This window comes from Streptosporangium sp. NPDC002524, from assembly GCF_040295985.1.
In the GTDB taxonomy this organism is placed as follows: Bacteria; Actinomycetota; Actinomycetes; order Streptosporangiales; family Streptosporangiaceae; genus Streptosporangium.
The window spans coordinates 317,531-335,896 of sequence record NZ_JBEOWK010000003.1 but is presented as its reverse complement, the minus strand read 5'-3'; the positions used below and the strand labels follow the sequence as shown (position 1 = coordinate 335,896).

The window sequence follows — 18,366 nt, the reverse complement described above, 5'->3', positions numbered from 1 at the left end:
TCTGACCATGGCTCGATCTGTTCTCGTAACCGGCGGCAATCGCGGCATAGGCCTCGCGATCGCCCGCGAACTCGCTCAGGCAGGCGACGCCGTCGCCGTCACCTACCGTTCCGGCCAGCCTCCCGAGGGCCTGTTCGGCGTGCGCTGCGACGTGACCAGCACGGCCGACGTGGACGCCGCCTTCGCGAAGGTCGAGGCCGAGTACGGCCCGGTCGAGGTGCTCGTCGCCAACGCGGGCATCACCAAAGACACGCTGCTGCCGATGATGAAGGAGGAGACCTTCACCGACGTCATCGACGCCAACCTGACCGGCGCCTACCGGGTCGCCAAGCGCGCCACCCGCGGCATGCTGCGGCTCAAGCGCGGGCGCATCGTGCTGATCTCCTCGGTGGTCGCCATGCTCGGCTCGGCCGGGCAGAGCAACTACGCCGCCTCCAAGGCCGGGATGATCGGCTTCGCCCGGTCGGCCGCGAGGGAGCTGGGCTCGCGCAACATCACCGTCAACGTGGTCGCCCCCGGGTTCGTGGAGACCGACATGACGGCCGAGCTGGACGAGGTCTACCAGGAACAGATCAGGAAGAACATCCCGCTGGGCCGCTACGCCGCCCCGGAGGAGATCGCGCGCGTGGTCAGGTTCCTGGCCGGCGAGGACGCCGCCTACATCACGGGGGCCGTCATCCCCGTCGACGGCGGCCTGGGAATGGGGCACTGACGTGGGAATTCTCGAAGGCAAGCGGATCCTCGTCACCGGGGTGCTCACCGACGCCTCCATCGCCTTCTCGGTGGCCAAGCTGGCCCAGCAGGAGGGCGCGCAGATCGTGCTCACCGGATTCGGCCGGCTCAGCCTGGTCGAGCGCATCGCCAGGCGCCTGCCGGAGCCGCCCCCCGTGCTGGAGCTCGACGTCACGAATACCGAGCACCTCGACTCCCTCGCCGACCGGGTCGGCGAGCACCTCGGCGGCCTGGACGGGGTGGTGCACGCCATCGGCTTCGCGCCGCAGACCGCCCTGGGCGGCAACTTCCTGAACACCTCCTGGGAGGACGTGGCGACCGCCGTCCAGGTCTCCACGTACTCGTTCAAGTCGCTCGCGGTGGCCGCGCTCCCGCTCATGAAGGAGGGCGGCGCGATCGTCGGCCTCGACTTCGACGCCACGAAGGCCTGGCCGGTGTACGACTGGATGGGCGTGGCCAAGGCCGGTCTGGAGTCCTGCTCCCGTTATCTCGCCCGTGATCTCGGCAAGCAGGGCATCCGGGTCAACCTCGTCGCCGCGGGCCCGATCAGGACCATGGCCGCCAGGAGCATCCCCGGCTTCGTCGAGTTCGAGGAGAGCTGGCCCGCCAAGGCCCCGATCGGCTGGGACATCAACGACCCGATCCCGGCGGCCAAGGCGTGCGTCGCCCTGCTGTCCGACTGGTTCCCCGCCACGACCGGTGAGATCGTCCACGTCGACGGCGGAGTCCACGCCATCGGAGCCTGACCCGCTCCCTCCTCCACCCCGGCGGGCGATGATCGACCGGCCGGGGTGGTGCCGTGCCCCGGGGGGGTGCCGTGCCGGGGTGACGGTGTCGTAAGAGGTCGCGGCGGCCGGTCGCGGCCGGGCCGAGGAACGCGGGCCGGGCCCGCGGCCGGAGGTGGGGCCGGGGACGAGCCGGGAGGGTCAGGCCACCCGGTGGTGTCCCGGCGGGGCCGGCTCGAACGGTATCGACTCCCGCACCTTCCGCCTGCTGTACAGCAGGCGGACCGCGAGGATGGCCGAGACGAGCACCGCCGTGGTGAGCACGGTGCTCGCCGTGTCGGACGACCGGGTGGGGGTCACCGGCTGCGCGTCCGGCATCTGCCGCTGGAGCTCCTGCATCACCGGGGCGGGCCACAGCAACTCCACCCGGGGCGCCTCGGCGTCGACCACGGGCGACGGCCTGGGACGCGGCGGCTCGCCCACCTCGGCCGTGAGCGTCCTGGTGTCGGGGAGCGGCGTCTGGGGGAACGGCGGCCGGTCGGTCGGCACCGGAACCGGGCTCTTCCGGGCGGGGACGGCGTCCTGGTCCCGCGAGGGGGTCGGCGAGGGGGTCGCCGACGGGCTGGGACTCGGCGACGCCGTCTTGGGCCAGGGCGTCTCCGAGACGCCGGGCTCCTGCGACTCCTCGACGAGGGGGGCCGCCGCCGGGCCCGCCGGGTCGGCGCACTTGGCGGAGGCCACGGACCGGCAGGCGTCGGCGGGGCTCTGGGGCGCGTGCGTGTCGCCGGGGGACCGCTCCTCGCTCCTGGCGTTGGACGGTCTCTTCCCCGAGTTCCCCGAGTTTCCCGGGTGGGTCTTGGTGGCCGAGGGGGCCGGTGCCGGGCTCTCCGTCTCGGGAACCTCCTCGGAACCGGCGGGCGTCTCGGGGGTGTTGTCCGTGCCGTTGCCGGCGTTGCTCCCGGTGTCGTCCCCGGTCCTGCCGGGGACGTCGGTGCCGGACGGAACGGGGGCGGGGGAGGGCAGGGAGACGCCTCCCGTGAGGCCGTGCACGACGCCGTCCACGGCCTGGCAGACCGCGCCCGTCACGGTGCCCAGCAACCCTCCGCGGTCGCAGTCATCCAGTCGTGCGACGGCATCCGCTCGGGCGGCGCTCACGGGCACGATCGCGAACGCGACCGCCGGAATCCCACCCCCCAGCGCCAGCGCCAGAACGCCTGCCGCCATCGCAGTTCGCACTCGTCTCCTTCGCCCCGGACCGGACGCCGGCCGTGAAACCTCGCCGGCATCCAGGTGTCCCCCTGCCACCTGGATGACAGTTTTGTAGGGAGGCTCGCATTTTCCACGGAAAGTCGTCATTCGGTATCGACTAGTGATACGCGAGACGAATTCTCGTTCGGTTTCTCACCCGGTTCTCACGGGAGGTCACCCCGTCTCCCCGGGAGGCCCCCGCTCCCGGAAGGCCGCCCGCTTTCCCGGGAGGCCCATACAGGTTTCCCCGGGAGGCCGTACGCGCCGGAGCCCCCGGGTCCCCGGGTCCCGCGCCTCAGTCGGCGGACACGTCGTCGAGCGCCTCCCTGATCTCCACGGGCAGCGCCAGGTCCTCGGCCTGGAGCACCCCGGACAGCTGCGCCTGGGTGCGGGCGCCGACGATGGCGGAGGCCACCCCCGGCTGGTCGCGTACCCACGACAGGGCCACCGACAGCGGTGAGACGCCGAGCCCCTCGGCGGCGGTCGTCACCGACTCCACGACCCGGCGGCACCGCTCGTCGAGGTAGGGGGTGACGAAGTCGGCGAAGTGCGGGGTCGCGGCCCGGGAGTCGGCGGGGATGCCCGTCCGGTACTTCCCGGTGAGGACGCCGCGCCCGAGCGGCGACCAGGCGAGCACCCCCGCGCCGACGTGCTCGGCGGCGGGGATCAGCTCGCGCTCGGCCTCCCTGGCCAGGAGCGAGTACTCGACCTGGGCCGCGACGATCGGCACCCTGCCCGGGACCGCCCGCTGCCCCACGGCGGCGGTCGCCAGCTGCCAGCCCGCGTAGTCGCACACCCCGGCGTACGCGGCCCGCCCCGAGGACACGATGGCGTCCACGGCGGCCAGGGTCTCCTCCAGCGGGACGTCGGGGTCGAAGGCGTGCAACTGCCACAGGTCGACTTCGTTGACGCCCAGGCGGGTCAGGGAGGCGTCGATCGCGGCGACGAGGTGTTTCCTGGAGGCGTCGCGGGGCCTGCGCCCGGTGGGGGTGAGCACGGCCTTGGTGGACAGCACCAGCTCCGAACGCGGTACGGAGTCGCGCAGCAGCCGCCCGAGCAGCCGTTCGGCGTCGCCGCCGGTGTAGACGTCGGCGGTGTCGATGAGCGTGCCGCCGGCCTCGGCGAACGTGCGGAGCTGCGCCGCGGCCTCCTCGGCGCCGGTGTCACGTCCCCACGTCATCGTCCCCAGTCCCAGGCGGGACACCGACAAGCCGCTCCGGCCCACATAGCGCTGCTCCATGATCCGGCCAGGTTACCGCCCGGCCACTTAAAAGTAGTGGAGCGAAGGCTGCAAGACTTGCCCGCGTGACGACCTTGTTGCTGGCCAGACACGGCCTTACCCACCTCACCGGTCCGGTCCTCGCGGGCTGGACCCCGGAGGTGCACCTCAGTGACGCCGGACGGGCCCAGGCGGAGGCGCTCGCCGCGCGGCTGACCGCCCTGGAGCTCGACGCGATCGTCTCCAGCCCGCTGGAACGCTGCCAGGAGACCGCGCAGGCGGTCGCCGGGGGGCGGCCGGGGGCGGAGGTGCTGACCGACGAGCGCTTCGGCGAGTGCCGCTACGGCGACTGGACGGGCCGCCCGATCGCCGAGCTCGTCAAGGACCCCCTCTGGCCGGTCGTGCAGGCCCACCCGAGCGCGGTGACGTTCCCCGGGGGAGAGTCCCTGGCCGCCGTCCAGCACCGCGCCGTGACGGCTGTCAGGGAGTGGAACGAGCGCCTCGGCCCCAAGGCGGTCTATCTCGTCTGCAGCCACGGAGACGTGATCAAGGCCATCGTGGCCGACGCCATGGGGCTCCATCTGGACCAGTTCCAGCGGATAACGGCTGATCCGGCGTCGCTCACCGCCATTCGCTACACCCCCTTGCGTCCCTTCGTGCTCAGGCTCAACGATCTCGGCGGAGATGTGACCGGATTGCGCCTCAGGGAGGGTTCGGCGGGCGAGGAAGGGGGAGAAAATCCCACCGGGAGCGATGCCGCAGTCGGCGGCGGATCCGGAACCACGTAAGGTCGGGCTATGCCGGTCTTCGACTACGATCCACCCGAGAGGTTCGTGGCCGGTGCCGTGGGGCAACCGGGATCACGAACCTTCTTCCTGCAGGCGCGGGGCCAGGGCAGGCTGACCACCGTGGCCCTGGAGAAGTTCCAGGTCGCGGCGCTGGCCGACCGCCTCGACGAGCTGCTCGACGAGGTGTTGCGACGCGGTGAGGGCAGCGTCCCCGTGCCCGCCGTCGCCCCGGCCGCGCTGGCGGACAACGCCCCCCTCGACGTGCCGATCAGCGAGGACTTCCGCGTCGGCGTGATGGCCCTGGCCTGGGACCCCGAGGCCGCGCAGGTGGTCATCGAGGCCAAGGAGGCCGTCGCCGAGGACGAGGAGTTCGAGCCGTCCCCGCTCGTCGAGCCCACGGTGCTGCGCGTGCACATCAGCCCCGGCGCCGCGAGGGCCTTCACCAAGCGGGCCATGGCGCTCGTCGCCGCCGGCCGCCCGCCCTGCCCGCTCTGTGCCCAGCCTCTCGATGCCGAGGGGCATATTTGTGTGCGGCTCAACGGTTACCGGGGTAGTAGCGCTTCATCTGCTGGAGGAGGCGAATGAGTGCTGAGAGCGAGCCGGCGCTGAGCGCGGCGCCGGCCACGGGGCTGGACGACGAGACCGCGACACGTCTGCTCCGTGACGGCCAACTGGACGTGGCGGGCCGCCTGGTCGAGGCGACCAACATGACGCTCTACTGTTCGGTCCGGCTCGGCGGGCTCGCGGCGGCCTGCGTGTACAAGCCGGTACGGGGCGAACGCCCCCTCTGGGACTTCCCCGACGGCACCCTGGCGGCCCGCGAGGTCGCCGCCTACGAGGTCTCCGCGGCGATCGGCTGGCGGATCGTGCCGCCCACCGTCTACCGCGACGGCCCCTTCGGCCCGGGGATGTGCCAGCTCTGGATCGACACCGACCCCGAGACCGACCTGATGGTGCTGATCCGCAGCCGCCAGCCCTCGCTGCGGCGGATGGCCGTCTTCGACGCCATCGTCAACAACGCCGACCGCAAGGGCGGTCACCTGCTGCCGCTCGCCGACGGCCACGTCTACGGCGTCGACCACGGGGTCTCCTTCTCGGCCGAGGACAAGCTCCGCACCGTGCTGTGGCAGTGGCGCGGCAAGCCCCTGTCCCGCGAGGCCATGAACGTCCTCACCCGCCTGGAGTCCGACCTGGAGCAGGGCCGCCTCGGCCGCCGCCTCCGCGAGCTCCTCACCCTGCACGAGGTCGAGGCCACCTGGTCGCGCGTCCGCAGGCTGCTCGACACCGGCCTGCACCCCCTCCCCTCCAAGGACTGGCCCGCCATCCCCTGGCCGCCGATCTGAGGCCTCGCACGACGGTCTCCCGTCCCGGGCGACGGGCGTCCCGCGGGAATGCGGGACCGGCGAGCCGGGGTTCCCCGCGGCGGCCTCCACGACGCCGGGCCTCCCGGCGACGGAGGTCCCCGGACCTCGGTTCTCCTCCCGGCGGAGGTCTCCGGAGCTTGGTTCTCCTCCCGGCGGAGGTCCCCGGACCTCGGGCCTTCTCCCGGCGGAGGTCCCCGGAGCTTGGTTTTCCTCCTGATGAAGGGGCCCGGTCCTCCTGACGGAGGGGCCCGGTCCGCGCCCGCCTCCCGCGGGGGCGTACCCTCCGGGCATGTGCACGGTTGTCGTCAGCATCGATCCGAGCGCCGAGATCCCCCTGATCGTGGTCGGGGTGCGCGACGAGTTCGTCGGCCGTCCCTGGGTACCACCGGCCGCGCACTGGCCGGAGAGCGCGCCCGGCCTGATCGGCGGGCGTGACCTCCAGGCGGGCGGCACCTGGCTCGCCGTCGACCCCGGGGCCAGGCGGGTCGGAGCCCTCCTGAACGGGCTCGGCGTGCTCGCCCCCGAGGAGGGCCGCCGCTCGCGGGGCGACCTGCCGCTCCTGGCGGCGGCCGGAGGCGGGCCCGTGGAGAGCGAACTCGTGCACTACGACCCCTTCCACCTGCTGCGGGCCGATCCCGCCGGGGCCCGCCTGTGGCACTGGGACGGGATCACCCTGGAACGGGACGACCTCCCCCCGGGAACCCACATGATCGTCAACAGCGGCTGGGAGCGCGGTGCGGAGAACGAGCGGGTGGCGTTCTTCCGCCCCCTGTTCGCCAAGGCGGGCCGTCCCTCGGGGCTCGACGGCCCCTGGGAGGAGTGGCGGGAACTCGCCACCGGGGCGGGGATCCCCGCCGAGGACCCCCGTACGATGATCGTCCATCACGAGCTGCCCGACGGGCGGACCTTCGGCTCCGGATCCGTCACCCTGCTCGCCCTGGCGCCCGGCGGCGTCCGCTACGACTTCACCGCCGACCCTCGCGACCCGGGCGCCTTCCGCGAGGTCCGCACGGAATGATCCGGTCGGCTCCCGGAGTTGAGGTGAGTGCCCGTACATCCACCACCCCGAGCCAACCGGGGTGGTCTGACCGCTGGATAGGCTTCATTTTATGAGATCGTGGTCTGAGCCGAAGGTTCCTCGGCTTCCCGGTGCCGGTGTCCCGCTGCGGCTGTTCGACACCGCCGCGCGCGAGGTCGGCCCCACCCGGCCGGGCCGCACGGCACGGATGTACGTCTGCGGCATCACGCCCTACGACGCCACCCATCTGGGCCACGCCAACACCTACCTCGCCTTCGATCTGGTCAACCGGGCCTGGCGCGACGCCGGTCACGAGGTGCACTTCACCCAGAACGCCACGGACGTCGACGACCCCCTGCTGGAACGTGCCGCGCAGACCGGTGTCGACTGGCGTGACCTGGCCGAGCGTGAGATCGAGCTGTTCCGGACCGACATGGAGGCGCTGCGCATCCTGCCGCCGCGTGACTACGTCGCGGTGACCGAGGTGATCGACCAGGTCGCCGACCTGATCGTGTCGCTGCGCGACAAGGGCGCCACCTACGAGCTCGACGGCGACGTCTACTTCGACGTGGCCGCGGCCCCCAAGTTCGGGGCCGTCTCCGGTTATCCGGAGGAGCGCATGCTCGCCCTGTTCGGCGAGCGCGGGGGAGACCCGGACCGGCCGGGCAAGAAGCACCCGCTCGACTGGCTGCTCTGGCGCGCGGAGCGCCCGGGGGAGCCGTCCTGGCCCTCGCCGTTCGGCCTGGGCAGGCCCGGTTGGCACGTCGAGTGCACCGCGATCGCCCTGGCGAACCTGTCCAGCGGCTTCGACGTCGCCGGCGGGGGTTCCGACCTGATCTTCCCCCACCACGAGTGCGGCGCCCACGAGGGCCACGTGGCGTGCGGGGAGTGGCCCTTCGCGAGGGCGTACGTGCACGCGGGCATGGTCGCCCTGGACGGCGAGAAGATGTCCAAGTCGAAGGGCAACCTGATCTTCGTCTCCCGGCTGCGCAGGGAGGTCGACCCGATGGCCATCCGGCTGGCCCTGCTGGCGCACCACTACCGTTCCGACTGGGAGTGGACCTCCGAACAGCTGGGCTCGGCGGAGGTGCGGCTGGCGCGCTGGCGCTCGGCGGCGGGGCTGCAGACCGGCCCCGACGCCGGTGTCGTGCTCGAGAGGGTACGCGCCCGGATGGCCGACGACCTGGACGCCCCGGGAGCCCTCGCGGTCGTCGACGACTGGGCGGAGCGGGCCCTGTCCGAGGGGGGCAACGACCCGGACGCGCCGGTCCTCGTCAAGGAGACCGTGGACGCGCTGCTCGGGGTCGCGCTCTAGGGGTCCGGGGTTTTCCCGGTGATGCCGCTCCCATCGGCTCCTGCCGGCCTCCAGGGGCGCGGTGGCGCCGGTTCCGGGGCGCCACCGGTGGTGGGCCGGGTTCCTCTGAGGCGGCGCTTGTGAGGAAGACCTCGCAGGAGGGCCCTGACAAGCGACGAGGGCCCTTAGAGCCCTGGGAAGCAACTGAGGACCCTGGAAAAACGACGGAGCCCGCACCGCTTGCGCGGTGCGGGCTCTGCCTGAAGCCTTTGAGGTCAAACCAGGTCAGATGACCTGAACCTGGTCGGCCTGCGGGCCCTTCTGGCCCTGCGTGGTGACGAAGCTGACACGCTGGTTCTCCTCCAGGCTGCGGTAGCCGCCGGAGTTGATAGCCGAGTAGTGCACGAAGACATCGGCGGTGCCGTCATCCGGTGCGATGAATCCGAAGCCCTTTTCGGCGTTGAACCACTTAACGGTGCCCTCAGACAAAACTACTTCTCCTCATTGGGAGCCTCACCGAACCACCAGGTCGGCGGCACGGGGCTGCGTTGCGGACCCTACCATGCACCCGCGGAAACCATCCGGAGAAACTGTGTAACGTCCGCTGTCGGCGGACTTCTCATAAGCACTTGAGATGATAAGGCTAAGCTGAGAACTACGACTGCAACCAGACGATGGTATCCGACGCCTCCGTGATGCGCAAGTCACGGGTTGGGTGCGAAGAACCGCTCGCGCTCCTCCTCGGGGAGGTGGTCGACGAAGAGGGTGCCGTCGAGGTGGTCGGCCTCGTGCTGCAGGACGCGGGCGAGCATGCCCAGGGCCCGGACGGTGACGGGCTTGCCGAACATGTCGCGACCACGGGCGGTGACCATGTAGGAGCGTTCCAGGGGCCACCAGCGGCCGGGTGCGGACAGGCAGGCCTCGTCGGCCACGATCTTCCGCTCGGACAGCTCCAGGCGCGGGTTGACCAGGTGGCCGGACTTGCCGTCCAGCTCGTAGACGACGACCCTCAGCGGGACGCCGATCTGCGGGGCGGCCAGCCCCGCGCGGCCCGCGCCGGCCCGCATCGTGGCCTGGAGCGACTTGACCAGGACGCGCAGCGCGCGGTCGAAGGTGGTCACCGGCTCGGACACCGTGCGGAGCACGGGATCGGTGAACGGTCGGATCGGCTGGACGGCCACGCGCACTCCCCGAAGCGAACGAATTGGCACCGGAGACGATTCCCTTTGTCGCGCTGACTCAACCGTTACCCGGCCCCCTCCGAGTTTCCGGAATGTTGCCGCTGTGCGACGTGTGCATTGCGTATTTCCATGGTTAGTCACACGTAACCGGCGCACCATCACAGATAGTAAATGTGCGTAATCCCGCCCTCCTAGATTTCGGGATCGAAGCCCCCGAAACCGCAGGAGGAAAGAAAGATGGCCAAGCCCTGGATCAGCGACTGGCGGCCCGACGACCCCGACTTCTGGCAGGGCCGGGGCAGGAAGGTGGCCCGCAGGAACCTGGTCTTCTCCATCTTCGCCGAGCACCTCGGGTTCACGCTGTGGACCGTGTGGAGCATCGTGGCCGTGCAACTCGGCTCCTACGAGTTCTCCACCGACCAGCTCTTCTGGATCGTCGCCCTGCCCAACCTGGTCGGCTCGGCGCTGCGCGTCCCGTACACCTTCGCCCCGGCCAGGTTCGGCGGCCGGAACTTCACGGTGGTCAGCGCGCTGCTCCTGCTCGTGCCCGCGGCACTGCTCGCCGTCGCGGTCGGCAACCCGGCCACCCCCTACTGGGTGTTCCTGGTCATCGCGGCCACGGCGGGCCTGGGCGGCGGAAACTTCGCCTCCAGCATGGCCAACATCACCTACTTCTACCCGCAGGACAGGCAGGGGTCGGCGCTCGGGCTCAACGCGGCGGGCGGCAACATCGGGGTGAGCTCCGTGCAGCTTGTCATGCCCCTGGTGATCGGGGCGTTCGGGCTGGCCGCCGCCGGGCTGTTCTGGATCCCGTTCATCCTGGCCGCCGCGATCGGCGCCTACTTCTTCATGGACAACCTGACCTCGGCCAAGGCCAGTCCCGCCGACCAGCTGAAGGTCGCCGGCCGGGCCCAGACCTGGATCATGTCGGTCCTGTACATCGGCACGTTCGGCTCCTTCATCGGCTACTCCACCGCGTTCCCGCTGCTCATCAAGAGCCAGTTCCCCGAGCAGTCCTCTTTGGTGGCGCTCGCCTTCATCGGCCCGCTGCTCGGCTCCCTGATCCGCCCGGTCGGGGGCTGGCTGTCGGACCGGCTCGGCGGGGCGCGGGTGACGCTCGTCAACTTCGCCGCGATGGCGGGCGCGGCGGCGCTGGTCTGGCAGGGCCTGTCCCAGCACGCCTTCGCGCTGTTCTTCTGCGCCTACATGCTCCTGGTCGCCACCACCGGCATCGGCAACGGCTCCACCTACCGGATGATCCCGGCGATCTTCCGGGCGAAGGCCGTGGCGGGCATCGCCCCCGGTACGGACGCCCACGAGGCCGCCGTGGCCGTCGGGAAGCGGGACGCCTCCGCCGCGATCGGGATCATCTCCGCGATCGGCGCCTTCGGCGGGTTCTTCATCAACCGGGGGTTCGGCAGCTCCATCGCCGCCACCGGGGGAGCAGGCGCCGCGCTCGCCTCCTTCGCCGCCTTCTACATCGTGTGCGCGGCCATCACCTGGGCCTGCTACCTGCGTACCGCGGGATCCGTGCCGAGCCTGGCGGCGGCCCGCGTGTGACCCCGCGGCGCCGGGCGCCCGTTCCGCTCACATCCGGCACCGGCCCCGCGGACGGACAACTCACATCCGCCTCATCGCGAATGTGAACGCGGTGAGCGGCTTGTAGCACATCGGTAACAGGGGAGACCTCGCGGTGAAACCGCCTGAAAGCACCATCGGATCCATGCCGGTCTCACTTCCCCCCCAGACGCCTGTGAAGGCTGGGGCGGAACGGACGAGAAGGGAAACGCGCCCCATGTCACGGCTCGTCGTGGTAGGACACGGACCGACATCGCACCGGCTGGTCGAGTCTCTCGTCGCCAAGGGCTTCGCGGGAGTCATCACGGTGCTGGGGGAGGAGCCCCGGCCGGCGTACGACCGGGTGGCGCTCACCTCCTACCTGACGGGCAGGAGCGTCGAGGACCTCACCTACCCGACGCCGGACGGGGTCGTGCTGCGGCTGTCGTCCAGGGTCGTGGACATCGACAGGCGGGCGCGCGAGGTCGTCACCGCCGACGGCCACCGCGAGCCGTACGACGTGCTGGTGCTGGCCACCGGCTCCAGCCCGTTCGTGCCGCCGGTGCCGGGCAGGGAGCTGGACGGCTGCTTCGTCTACCGCACGATCGACGACCTCGACGCGATCAGGGAGGCCGCCTCGGGCGCCACGAGCGGCGTCGTGATCGGCGGCGGGCTGCTGGGGCTGGAGGCGGCCGACGCGCTGCGCGGCCTGGGCCTGGCGACGCATGTCGTGGAGATGGGCGGCTGGCTCATGCCCCGCCAGGTCGACGAGGGCGGCGGCGCCGTCCTGCGCGGCCACGTGGAGGCGCTCGGCCTGAGCGTGCACACCGAGGCGGGGGCCAGGGAGATCGTCGCGGGCCCGGACGGGCGGGTCGCGGGCCTGGTCAAGCCGGACGGCGAGACCGTCGAGGCGCAGATCGTGGTCTTCTCCGCGGGCGTGCGCCCCCGCGACGAGCTGGCCAGGCGGGCGGGCCTGGAGGTCGGCGGGCGCGGCGGGATCGCCGTGGACGACGGGATGCGCACCGGTGACCCGGCGATCTACGCGATCGGCGAGTGCGCCCTGCACGACGGCATGGTCTACGGGCTGGTGGGGCCGTGCTTCACGATGGCCGAGGTCGCCGCCGACCGCATCCTCGGCGGCGAGGCGGTCTTCACCCGCGCGGACCTGTCGACCAAGCTGAAGCTGCTCGGCGTGGAGGTCGCCCAGTTCGGCGCGATGGAGGGCGCGCTGGACGTGACCTTCATGGACCCGGTGGGCGGCGTCTACCAGCGGCTGTTCGTCAGCGACGACGCCCGCACCCTGCTCGGCGGGATCTGCGTCGGCGACGCCACCCCGTACAACACCCTCAAGCCCTTCGTCGGCCGCGACCTGCCGGGCTCGCCGGGCGAGCTGCTGTTCACCGGCGGGCCGGTGAACGCCGAGCTCCCCGACGACGCGCAGATCTGCTCCTGCAACAACGTCACCAAGGGCCAGGTGTGCGCGGCCATCGCCGAGCACGGTCTCACCGACGTCCCGGGCATCAAGGCGTGCACCCGCGCGGGCACCACCTGCGGCAGCTGCGTCCCGACGCTCAAGCAGGTCCTCGTCTCCTCGGGCGTCGAGGTCTCCAAGGCATTGTGCGAGCACTTCGCGTACAGCAGGGCGGAGCTGTTCGACATCGTCCGGGTGCGCGGCATCACGACGTTCTCGCACCTTATCGCCGAGCACGGCACCGGGCGCGGCTGCGACGTGTGCAAGCCCGTCGTCGCCTCGATCCTCGCCTCGCTCGGCAACGGCCACATCCTCGACGGCGAGCAGGCCGCCCTGCAGGACACCAACGACCACTTCCTGGCCAACATCCAGCGCAACGGCACCTACTCGGTGGTGCCGCGCATCCCCGGCGGGGAGATCACCCCGGACAGCCTCATCGTGATCGGCGAGGTGGCCCGCGACTTCGGCCTCTACACCAAGATCACGGGCGGGCAGCGGATCGACCTGTTCGGGGCCCGGGTCGAGCAGCTCCCGCTGATCTGGAGGCGCCTGGTGGACGCGGGCTTCGAGTCCGGGCACGCGTACGGCAAGGCGCTGCGCACGGTGAAGTCCTGCGTGGGCTCGACCTGGTGCCGGTACGGCGTGCAGGACGCCGTGGGCCTCGCCATCGCGCTGGAGCTGCGCTACCGGGGCCTGCGCTCGCCGCACAAGCTGAAGTCGGCCGTCTCCGGCTGCGCCCGCGAGTGCGCCGAGGCCCGCGGCAAGGACTTCGGCGTCATCGCCACCGAGAAGGGCTGGAACCTCTACGTGGGCGGCAACGGCGGCTTCACCCCGCGCCACGCCGATCTGTTCGCCTCCGACCTGGGCACCGAGGAGCTGGTCCGCGTCATCGACCGGTTCCTGATGTTCTACGTCCGCACCGCCGACCGCCTGCAGCGCACCTCCGCCTGGCTGGAGGCCCAGGGCCTGGCCTACGTCAGGGAGGTCGTCCTGGACGACTCCCTGGGGATCTGCGCCGACCTGGAGGCTCAGATGGAGCGGCACGTGGCCGGTTACGCCGACGAGTGGCGGGCCACGATCGAGGACCCGGAGAAGCTGCGGCGGTTCGTCTCCTTCGTCAACGCCCCCGGGACCCCGGACCCGTCGATCGCCTTCGAGCCCGAGCGCGACCAGGTGAAACCGGTCCTGATCCCGCTGGAGGTGGTCCGCTCCTGATCCGGACCGCCCGCACTGGACCACCCGCACCCCGAGGACCCGCAGCGAGGAGGCCTTCACCGATGACCGCACTGAGAGAGGACCTGGAGACGATCGCCTGGACGGCGGTCTGCTCCTACACCGACCTGCTGCCCGAGCGCGGAGCGTGCGCGCTCGTCGGCGGCAGGCAGATCGCGCTGTTCCGCGCCTTCGACGGCTCCCTGTTCGCGATCGGCAACCGCGACCCGTTCAGCGGCGCCCACGTCCTGTCCCGGGGGATCGTGGGCACCAGGGCGGGCGAGCCCGTGGTGGCCTCTCCGATGCACAAGCAGGTGTTCTCCCTCGCGACGGGGGTGTGCCTGGACGACCCCGCGGTGGCCGTGCCGACCTACCCGATCCGCGTCACCGGCGGGACGGTGGAGGTGGGCCCCGGATGAGCACGGGCGGGCACGGGGTGAGGCCGCGGGGGGCGGCCGGATACCGAGGAAACATCGAGCGAGAAGTGGTGAACGACAGATGAGCATCGCCGTTCTGGACAGTCCCATCGGCTCTCCCGAGACCGCGCCCGACGCGCTGGCCGGGTTCACGATCGGGGTCACCGCCACCCGGCGGCGCGAGGAGTTCTGCGCGCTGCTGGAACGCAGGGGAGCGAGAGTGGTACGCGCCCCGGCCATCCGGCTGGTGCCCCTGGCGGAGGACGCCGACCTGCTGGCCGCGACCCGCGCCAGCCTGTCCGCCCCGGTCGACGACGTGGTGGTCACCACCGGCGTCGGCTTCCGCGGCTGGATGGCGGCGGCCGAGGGCTGGGGGCTCTCCGGCGACCTCTCCGAGCACCTGACCTCGGCCCGGCTGCTGACCCGCGGGCCCAAGGCGCGCGGCGCGGTCAGGGCGGCGGGCCTGACCGACCACTGGACCCCGCCCACGGAGTCGTGCGAGGAGGTCAAGCAGCACCTGCTCGCCCAGGACCTGCGCGGGCGCCGCATCGCCGTGCAGCTGCACGGCGAGCCGCTGACCGGGTTCGTGGCCGCGCTGCGCGAGGCGGGCGCGGAGGTCATCGAGGTGCCGGTCTACCGGTGGCTGCCCTACCGCGACGTGTCGCCGCTGCGGCGCCTGGTCAGCCAGGCGATCTCCGGCGGGGTGGACGCGGTGGCCTTCACCAGCGCCCCGGCCGTGCTCGCCATGCTCAACTCCGCCCGCGCGGACGGCCTGGAGGACGCGCTGATCGCGGCCTTCGCCGGGCCGGTCGTCGCCGCCTGCGTGGGACCGGTCACCGCCGGACCGCTGGAGGCGCGCGGGGTGCCCACCGTGCAGCCCGAGCGCTCCCGCCTGGGCACGCTGGCCCGTACCCTCGCCAGGCACCTGCCCGAGCACAGCGTCACCCGCCTGGTCGCGGGCGGCCACCAGCTGGAGATCCGCGGCCACGCCGTCGCGGTGGACGGCGAGCTGAAGCCGCTGCCGCCCGCGCCGATGGCGGTCCTCAAGCGCCTGGCCGACAAGCCGGGACACGTGGTGGCCCGCTCCGACCTGCGGACCGTGCTCCCCGGCGGCCCGTCGCGCGACTCGGCCGAGCACGCGGTCGAGATGGCCATCACCCGACTGCGCCGCGCGCTCGGTCCCGCGGGGATCGTCGAGACGGTCGTCAAACGCGGCTACCGCCTGGCCTGCGACCGGGGCGAAGGCCTGTGACGACGCTGGTCCTGGCCGGGCACGGGACGCGGAGCGCGAGAGGCGAGGAGACGCTGGCCGGACTGCGTGACCTGGTGCGCAGGGGCCGCCGGGGAACGCGGGTCGAGCAGGCGTTCCTGGAGATCAGCTCGCCGTCGCTGGCCGACATGCTCCCCTGCCTGCCAGGCCCCGTCGTGGTGGTCCCGCTGCTGCTGGCGGGCGGCTACCACGTCCACATCGACCTGCCCTCGGTGGTCGCCTCGGCGCGGCCGGACGCCGTGGTGGCGGCCCCGCTGGGACCGCACCCGCTGCTCACCGCCGTCCTCGCCAGGCGGCTCTCCGCCGCGGGGCTGAGGGGGGCCGACTCGGTGATCCTGGGCGCGGCGGGGTCGTCCGACCCGGCCGCGCTGGCCGACGTGCGGGCGGCGGCCCGGCTGCTGTCGGTGCGGCTGTCGCGCCCGGTCACCGCGGCCTTCGCCGCGACGGGCACCCCGTCGGTCGGCGAGGCCCTGGAACGGCTGCGCTCGGGGCCCGCGCCGCGCGTCGCGCTGGCCTCCTACCTCCTCGCCCCCGGCTTCTTCCAGGACCGCCTGGAGTCGTCGGGGGCCGACCTGGTCGCCGCCCCCCTGGGGGTGGACGCCGACCTGGCCGCACTGGTGTGGGCCCGGTTCGACCAGGCCCGCCTGGCGTCGATGGCGGTGGGCCTCGACCGGGGCGCCCGGCCCGCGGACGTCGGCACACCGGCGTGACCCACCCGGCGGCGGTGATCGCGGGGGGCGATCAGGCCGCCGGGGTCCGACGGTGGGGGCGTTGCTTGGGATCGCCGGGGCCTGGCGGCGGGGGCGCTGCTCAGGGCCGCCGGGGCTTGGCGGCGGGGGTGCCGCCCGGGTTCGCCGGGCCTTGGGGCGGGGGCGTTGCCCAGGCCCGCTGGAGCTTGACGGCGGGGGTGCCGCTCAGGCTCCGCCGGGGCTCGGTCGCGGGGGCGATCAGGCCTGCTGGGGCTCCAGCCTGAGCTCCCGGACGATCTCCTCGGCCACCTCGTCCCGGGACGGCAGGAGGTCGCCGGAGCCGAGAAGCGTCTCGTAGTAGGCGTGGCTGAAACACCCGGCGAGCAGCAGCCGGGCGCTGGCGAGCGGGACGACCCCGGGGGAGACGCGCCCCGCCCGCTGCTCGGCCGCCAGGTACGCGGTGAGCGGGACTATCTCCGACATCGGCCCGATGTCGCTGTCGCGCATCGCCTCGCGGAAGTGGACGGTGACCGAGGGGGAGGTGAAGGCGGGCAGCGCCGCCGACTGGACCTCGCAGTAGTAGTCGATGCCCGCCCGCGCGATGGGCAGCAGGTTCTCGCTCACCTTGCCCTTGCCGACCAGGTACATCAGGTCGTCGAGGATGCGCAGCCAGACCGGGAGCCGGTCCTGCAGCAGGGCGAGGAACATGTCGACGGCGTGCCCCGACGCGGTGCCCCGCGAGCGCGGGTGCGCGGCGTCGTCGGCCTCCTCGCGCTTCATGAACGCGGCCACCTCCAGGACACGGCGCCGCGCGTCCTGGGCGTTCCGGTGCGGGTCGCCGGGCCGCTGGTGCCGGTCGAGCTGGTAGGGATCGATCTGGTACGGGTCGATATAGGGAGTCGCCATGGTCGCCCTAACATGCGCAGTCACATGGACAGATGGTCGTGACGGTGATGCGTCGTTCACCGGTGTCCACGGGGCCAGGAGCTCCTGGTCTTTCTGGCCGTGGAGTCGCCGACGTCCGGTTTTCCGCTCGGCTCGCCCCCGGAGAGGCGGGGCGTGCCCGATCTGTGCCTGTCGGCCCGGGCTCGAACCCAGGTTCAACCTGGATTCAACCTAGGCGAAAAAGAGCGTGCGGTGGTAACCGTACGCCGTGAGTTCAGCCGTCGGAGTCACGGTCGCGACGGCGCAGATAGCGCTCGAACTCGGCGGCGATGGCGTCGCCGCTCGCCTCGGGCAGCTCGGCGGCGTCCTTGCGCTCCTCGAGCTCCTTGACGTACTCGGCGACCTCGCTGTCCTGGGAGGCGAGCTCGTCGACGCCGTGCTCCCAGGCCCGGGACTCCTCGGCCAGCTCGCCCAGCGGCATCGGGATGTCGAGCAGGTCCTCCATCCGGCTGAGCAGCGCCATGGTGGCCTTCGGGTTGGGCGGCTGGGCGACGTAGTGCGGCACCGAGGCCCACAGCGACACGGCGTGCAGCCCGGCGGCGCCCAGGGAGTGCTGCAGGACGCCGACGATGCCGGTCGGCCCCTCGTAGCGGCTCAGCTCCAGGTTGATCGCCCTGGCCAGGCCCTCGTCGGTCGCCGACCCCACGATCGGCACCGGGCGGGTGTGCGGCGAGTCGTTGAGCAGCGCGCCGAGCAGGACCGCCAGCTCGACCCCCAGCTCGCGGCAGACCAGCACGATCTCCTCGCAGAACGCGCGCCAGCGCATGTTGGGCTCGATGCCGCGCAGCAGCACCACGTCGCGGTCGACGCCCGGGGGCCTGGCCACCGACAGCTTGGTGGTCGGCCAGGTGATGGACCGCGTCAGCCCCTCGCCCATCTCGACGATCGGGCGGGTCACCTGGAAGTCGTAGTATTCCTCCGGGTCCAGGGAGACCAGCGGGGTCGCCTTCCACTCCTCCTCGAGGTGCGCGATCACTCCGCTCGAGGCCTCACCCGCGTCGTTCCACCCCTCGAACGCGGCGATCATCACCGGGTCGACGAGCTCGGGCAGGCCTTCGATCTCGATCACGCGCCCCCTCCTTCTCACCTCACGTCCTATCCGGCTAAGCCTATGCGGTGAGGGGGCCTTCACGTCACCTTCCCGACATGGTGCGGGCGATCAGGACGTCACGGCCCGCGCGCCGTCACCCGCCCGGCGGCGCCGGGCCGTGGACGCCGGGACCGTCGGGGCCGTCGC

The 18,366-nt window shown here is 72.2% G+C and carries 18 protein-coding genes; 12 read left to right on the top strand and 6 right to left on the bottom strand.

Translation table 11 applies throughout. The features are described 5' to 3' along the window. Positions 1-7: 7 nt before the first annotated feature. Positions 8-712, top strand: coding sequence for a beta-ketoacyl-ACP reductase (locus ABT053_RS06460; protein ID WP_350967845.1), 705 nt, complete (start codon positions 8-10; stop codon positions 710-712). A 1-nt stretch (position 713) separates the two neighbouring features. After that, positions 714-1,478 (top strand): enoyl-ACP reductase FabI, encoded by a 765-nt coding sequence (gene fabI, locus ABT053_RS06455; protein WP_350967844.1) that lies wholly within the window; start codon positions 714-716, stop codon positions 1,476-1,478. Between the two features lie 180 nt (positions 1,479-1,658). On the opposite strand, the gene ABT053_RS06450 is transcribed toward fabI, so the two are convergent. Together ABT053_RS06450 and ABT053_RS06445 are read right to left on the bottom strand one after the other, a co-directional pair. Further along, a complete protein-coding gene (locus ABT053_RS06450; protein ID WP_350967843.1) occupies positions 1,659-2,693 on the bottom strand; it encodes a hypothetical protein in 1,035 nt (344 codons plus the stop codon). Between the two features lie 307 nt (positions 2,694-3,000). Continuing rightward, the gene (locus ABT053_RS06445; protein ID WP_350967842.1) at positions 3,001-3,945 is read right to left on the bottom strand and encodes an aldo/keto reductase; all 945 of its coding nucleotides are present in this window, start codon (positions 3,943-3,945) and stop codon (positions 3,001-3,003) included. A 65-nt stretch (positions 3,946-4,010) separates the two neighbouring features. Between ABT053_RS06445 and ABT053_RS06440 the strand changes: the two genes are divergently transcribed. The 5 genes from ABT053_RS06440 (at position 4,011) to mshC (ending at position 8,409) form a co-directional block, all read left to right on the top strand. After that, entirely contained in the window at positions 4,011-4,712 is a 702-nt protein-coding gene (locus ABT053_RS06440) for a histidine phosphatase family protein (protein WP_350967841.1), read from the top strand. A gap of 9 nt (positions 4,713-4,721) precedes the next feature. After that, positions 4,722-5,297: a DUF3090 domain-containing protein gene (locus ABT053_RS06435; RefSeq protein ID WP_350967840.1), complete on the top strand. Its 576-nt coding sequence runs from the start codon at positions 4,722-4,724 to the stop codon at positions 5,295-5,297. Then, positions 5,294-6,055 carry an SCO1664 family protein gene (locus ABT053_RS06430; RefSeq protein ID WP_350967839.1) on the top strand — a complete coding sequence of 254 codons (762 nt, stop codon included), beginning with the start codon at positions 5,294-5,296 and terminating at the stop codon, positions 6,053-6,055. The genes ABT053_RS06435 and ABT053_RS06430 overlap by 4 nt, the downstream gene beginning before the upstream one ends. A 310-nt stretch (positions 6,056-6,365) precedes the next feature. After that, positions 6,366-7,094, top strand: a complete 729-nt coding sequence (locus ABT053_RS06425; protein WP_350967838.1) for an NRDE family protein — start codon at positions 6,366-6,368, stop codon at positions 7,092-7,094. A gap of 91 nt (positions 7,095-7,185) precedes the next feature. After that, positions 7,186-8,409: a cysteine--1-D-myo-inosityl 2-amino-2-deoxy-alpha-D-glucopyranoside ligase gene (gene mshC, locus ABT053_RS06420; RefSeq protein ID WP_350967837.1), complete on the top strand. Its 1,224-nt coding sequence runs from the start codon at positions 7,186-7,188 to the stop codon at positions 8,407-8,409. Between the two features lie 264 nt (positions 8,410-8,673). Here the strand turns inward: mshC and ABT053_RS06415 are convergent, their stop codons facing one another. Together ABT053_RS06415 and def are read right to left on the bottom strand one after the other, a co-directional pair. Continuing rightward, positions 8,674-8,877, bottom strand: coding sequence for a cold-shock protein (locus ABT053_RS06415; protein WP_344903117.1), 204 nt, complete (start codon positions 8,875-8,877; stop codon positions 8,674-8,676). Positions 8,878-9,092: 215 nt separating this feature from the next. Then, positions 9,093-9,569 carry a peptide deformylase gene (gene def, locus ABT053_RS06410; RefSeq protein WP_350967836.1) on the bottom strand — a complete coding sequence of 159 codons (477 nt, stop codon included), beginning with the start codon at positions 9,567-9,569 and terminating at the stop codon, positions 9,093-9,095. A 237-nt stretch (positions 9,570-9,806) separates the two neighbouring features. Here def and ABT053_RS06405 point away from each other — a divergent pair, with 237 nt between their 5' ends. From ABT053_RS06405 to ABT053_RS06385, 5 genes are all read left to right on the top strand, one after another. Beyond that, positions 9,807-11,129, top strand: coding sequence for an MFS transporter (locus tag ABT053_RS06405; protein WP_350967835.1), 1,323 nt, complete (start codon positions 9,807-9,809; stop codon positions 11,127-11,129). A gap of 235 nt (positions 11,130-11,364) precedes the next feature. After that, a complete protein-coding gene (gene nirB, locus ABT053_RS06400) occupies positions 11,365-13,812 on the top strand; it encodes a nitrite reductase large subunit NirB (RefSeq protein WP_350967834.1) in 2,448 nt (815 codons plus the stop codon). 62 nt (positions 13,813-13,874) lie between these two features. After that, positions 13,875-14,228, top strand: a complete 354-nt coding sequence (nirD, locus tag ABT053_RS06395) for a nitrite reductase small subunit NirD (protein WP_350967833.1) — start codon at positions 13,875-13,877, stop codon at positions 14,226-14,228. A gap of 79 nt (positions 14,229-14,307) precedes the next feature. Further along, complete coding sequence (locus ABT053_RS06390; RefSeq protein ID WP_350967832.1) at positions 14,308-15,477, top strand: uroporphyrinogen-III synthase; 1,170 nt, start codon at positions 14,308-14,310, stop codon at positions 15,475-15,477. Further along, positions 15,474-16,205 carry a sirohydrochlorin chelatase gene (locus tag ABT053_RS06385; RefSeq protein WP_350967831.1) on the top strand — a complete coding sequence of 244 codons (732 nt, stop codon included), beginning with the start codon at positions 15,474-15,476 and terminating at the stop codon, positions 16,203-16,205. Before ABT053_RS06390 ends, ABT053_RS06385 begins: the two co-directional genes overlap by 4 nt. A 237-nt stretch (positions 16,206-16,442) precedes the next feature. Here ABT053_RS06385 and ABT053_RS06380 read toward each other — a convergent pair whose 3' ends face one another. Then, positions 16,443-17,090, bottom strand: a complete 648-nt coding sequence (locus ABT053_RS06380; RefSeq protein ID WP_350967830.1) for a hypothetical protein — start codon at positions 17,088-17,090, stop codon at positions 16,443-16,445. Between the two features lie 253 nt (positions 17,091-17,343). Next, complete coding sequence (locus ABT053_RS06375) at positions 17,344-18,198, bottom strand: PAC2 family protein (RefSeq protein ID WP_350967829.1); 855 nt, start codon at positions 18,196-18,198, stop codon at positions 17,344-17,346. Positions 18,199-18,366: the final 168 nt, after the last annotated feature.

Coding starts and splice junctions, on each gene's coding strand:
- ABT053_RS06435 (WP_350967840.1), top strand. CDS start 4,722: ATGCCGGTCTTCGACTACGATCCACCCGAGAGGTTCGTGGCCGGTGCC.
- ABT053_RS06380 (WP_350967830.1), bottom strand. CDS start 17,090: ATGGCGACTCCCTATATCGACCCGTACCAGATCGATCCCTACCAGCTC.
- nirB (WP_350967834.1), top strand. CDS start 11,365: ATGTCACGGCTCGTCGTGGTAGGACACGGACCGACATCGCACCGGCTG.
- ABT053_RS06460 (WP_350967845.1), top strand. CDS start 8: ATGGCTCGATCTGTTCTCGTAACCGGCGGCAATCGCGGCATAGGCCTC.
- mshC (WP_350967837.1), top strand. CDS start 7,186: ATGAGATCGTGGTCTGAGCCGAAGGTTCCTCGGCTTCCCGGTGCCGGT.
- ABT053_RS06405 (WP_350967835.1), top strand. CDS start 9,807: ATGGCCAAGCCCTGGATCAGCGACTGGCGGCCCGACGACCCCGACTTC.
- ABT053_RS06445 (WP_350967842.1), bottom strand. CDS start 3,945: ATGGAGCAGCGCTATGTGGGCCGGAGCGGCTTGTCGGTGTCCCGCCTG.
- ABT053_RS06390 (WP_350967832.1), top strand. CDS start 14,308: ATGAGCATCGCCGTTCTGGACAGTCCCATCGGCTCTCCCGAGACCGCG.
- ABT053_RS06425 (WP_350967838.1), top strand. CDS start 6,366: ATGTGCACGGTTGTCGTCAGCATCGATCCGAGCGCCGAGATCCCCCTG.
- ABT053_RS06430 (WP_350967839.1), top strand. CDS start 5,294: ATGAGTGCTGAGAGCGAGCCGGCGCTGAGCGCGGCGCCGGCCACGGGG.
- nirD (WP_350967833.1), top strand. CDS start 13,875: ATGACCGCACTGAGAGAGGACCTGGAGACGATCGCCTGGACGGCGGTC.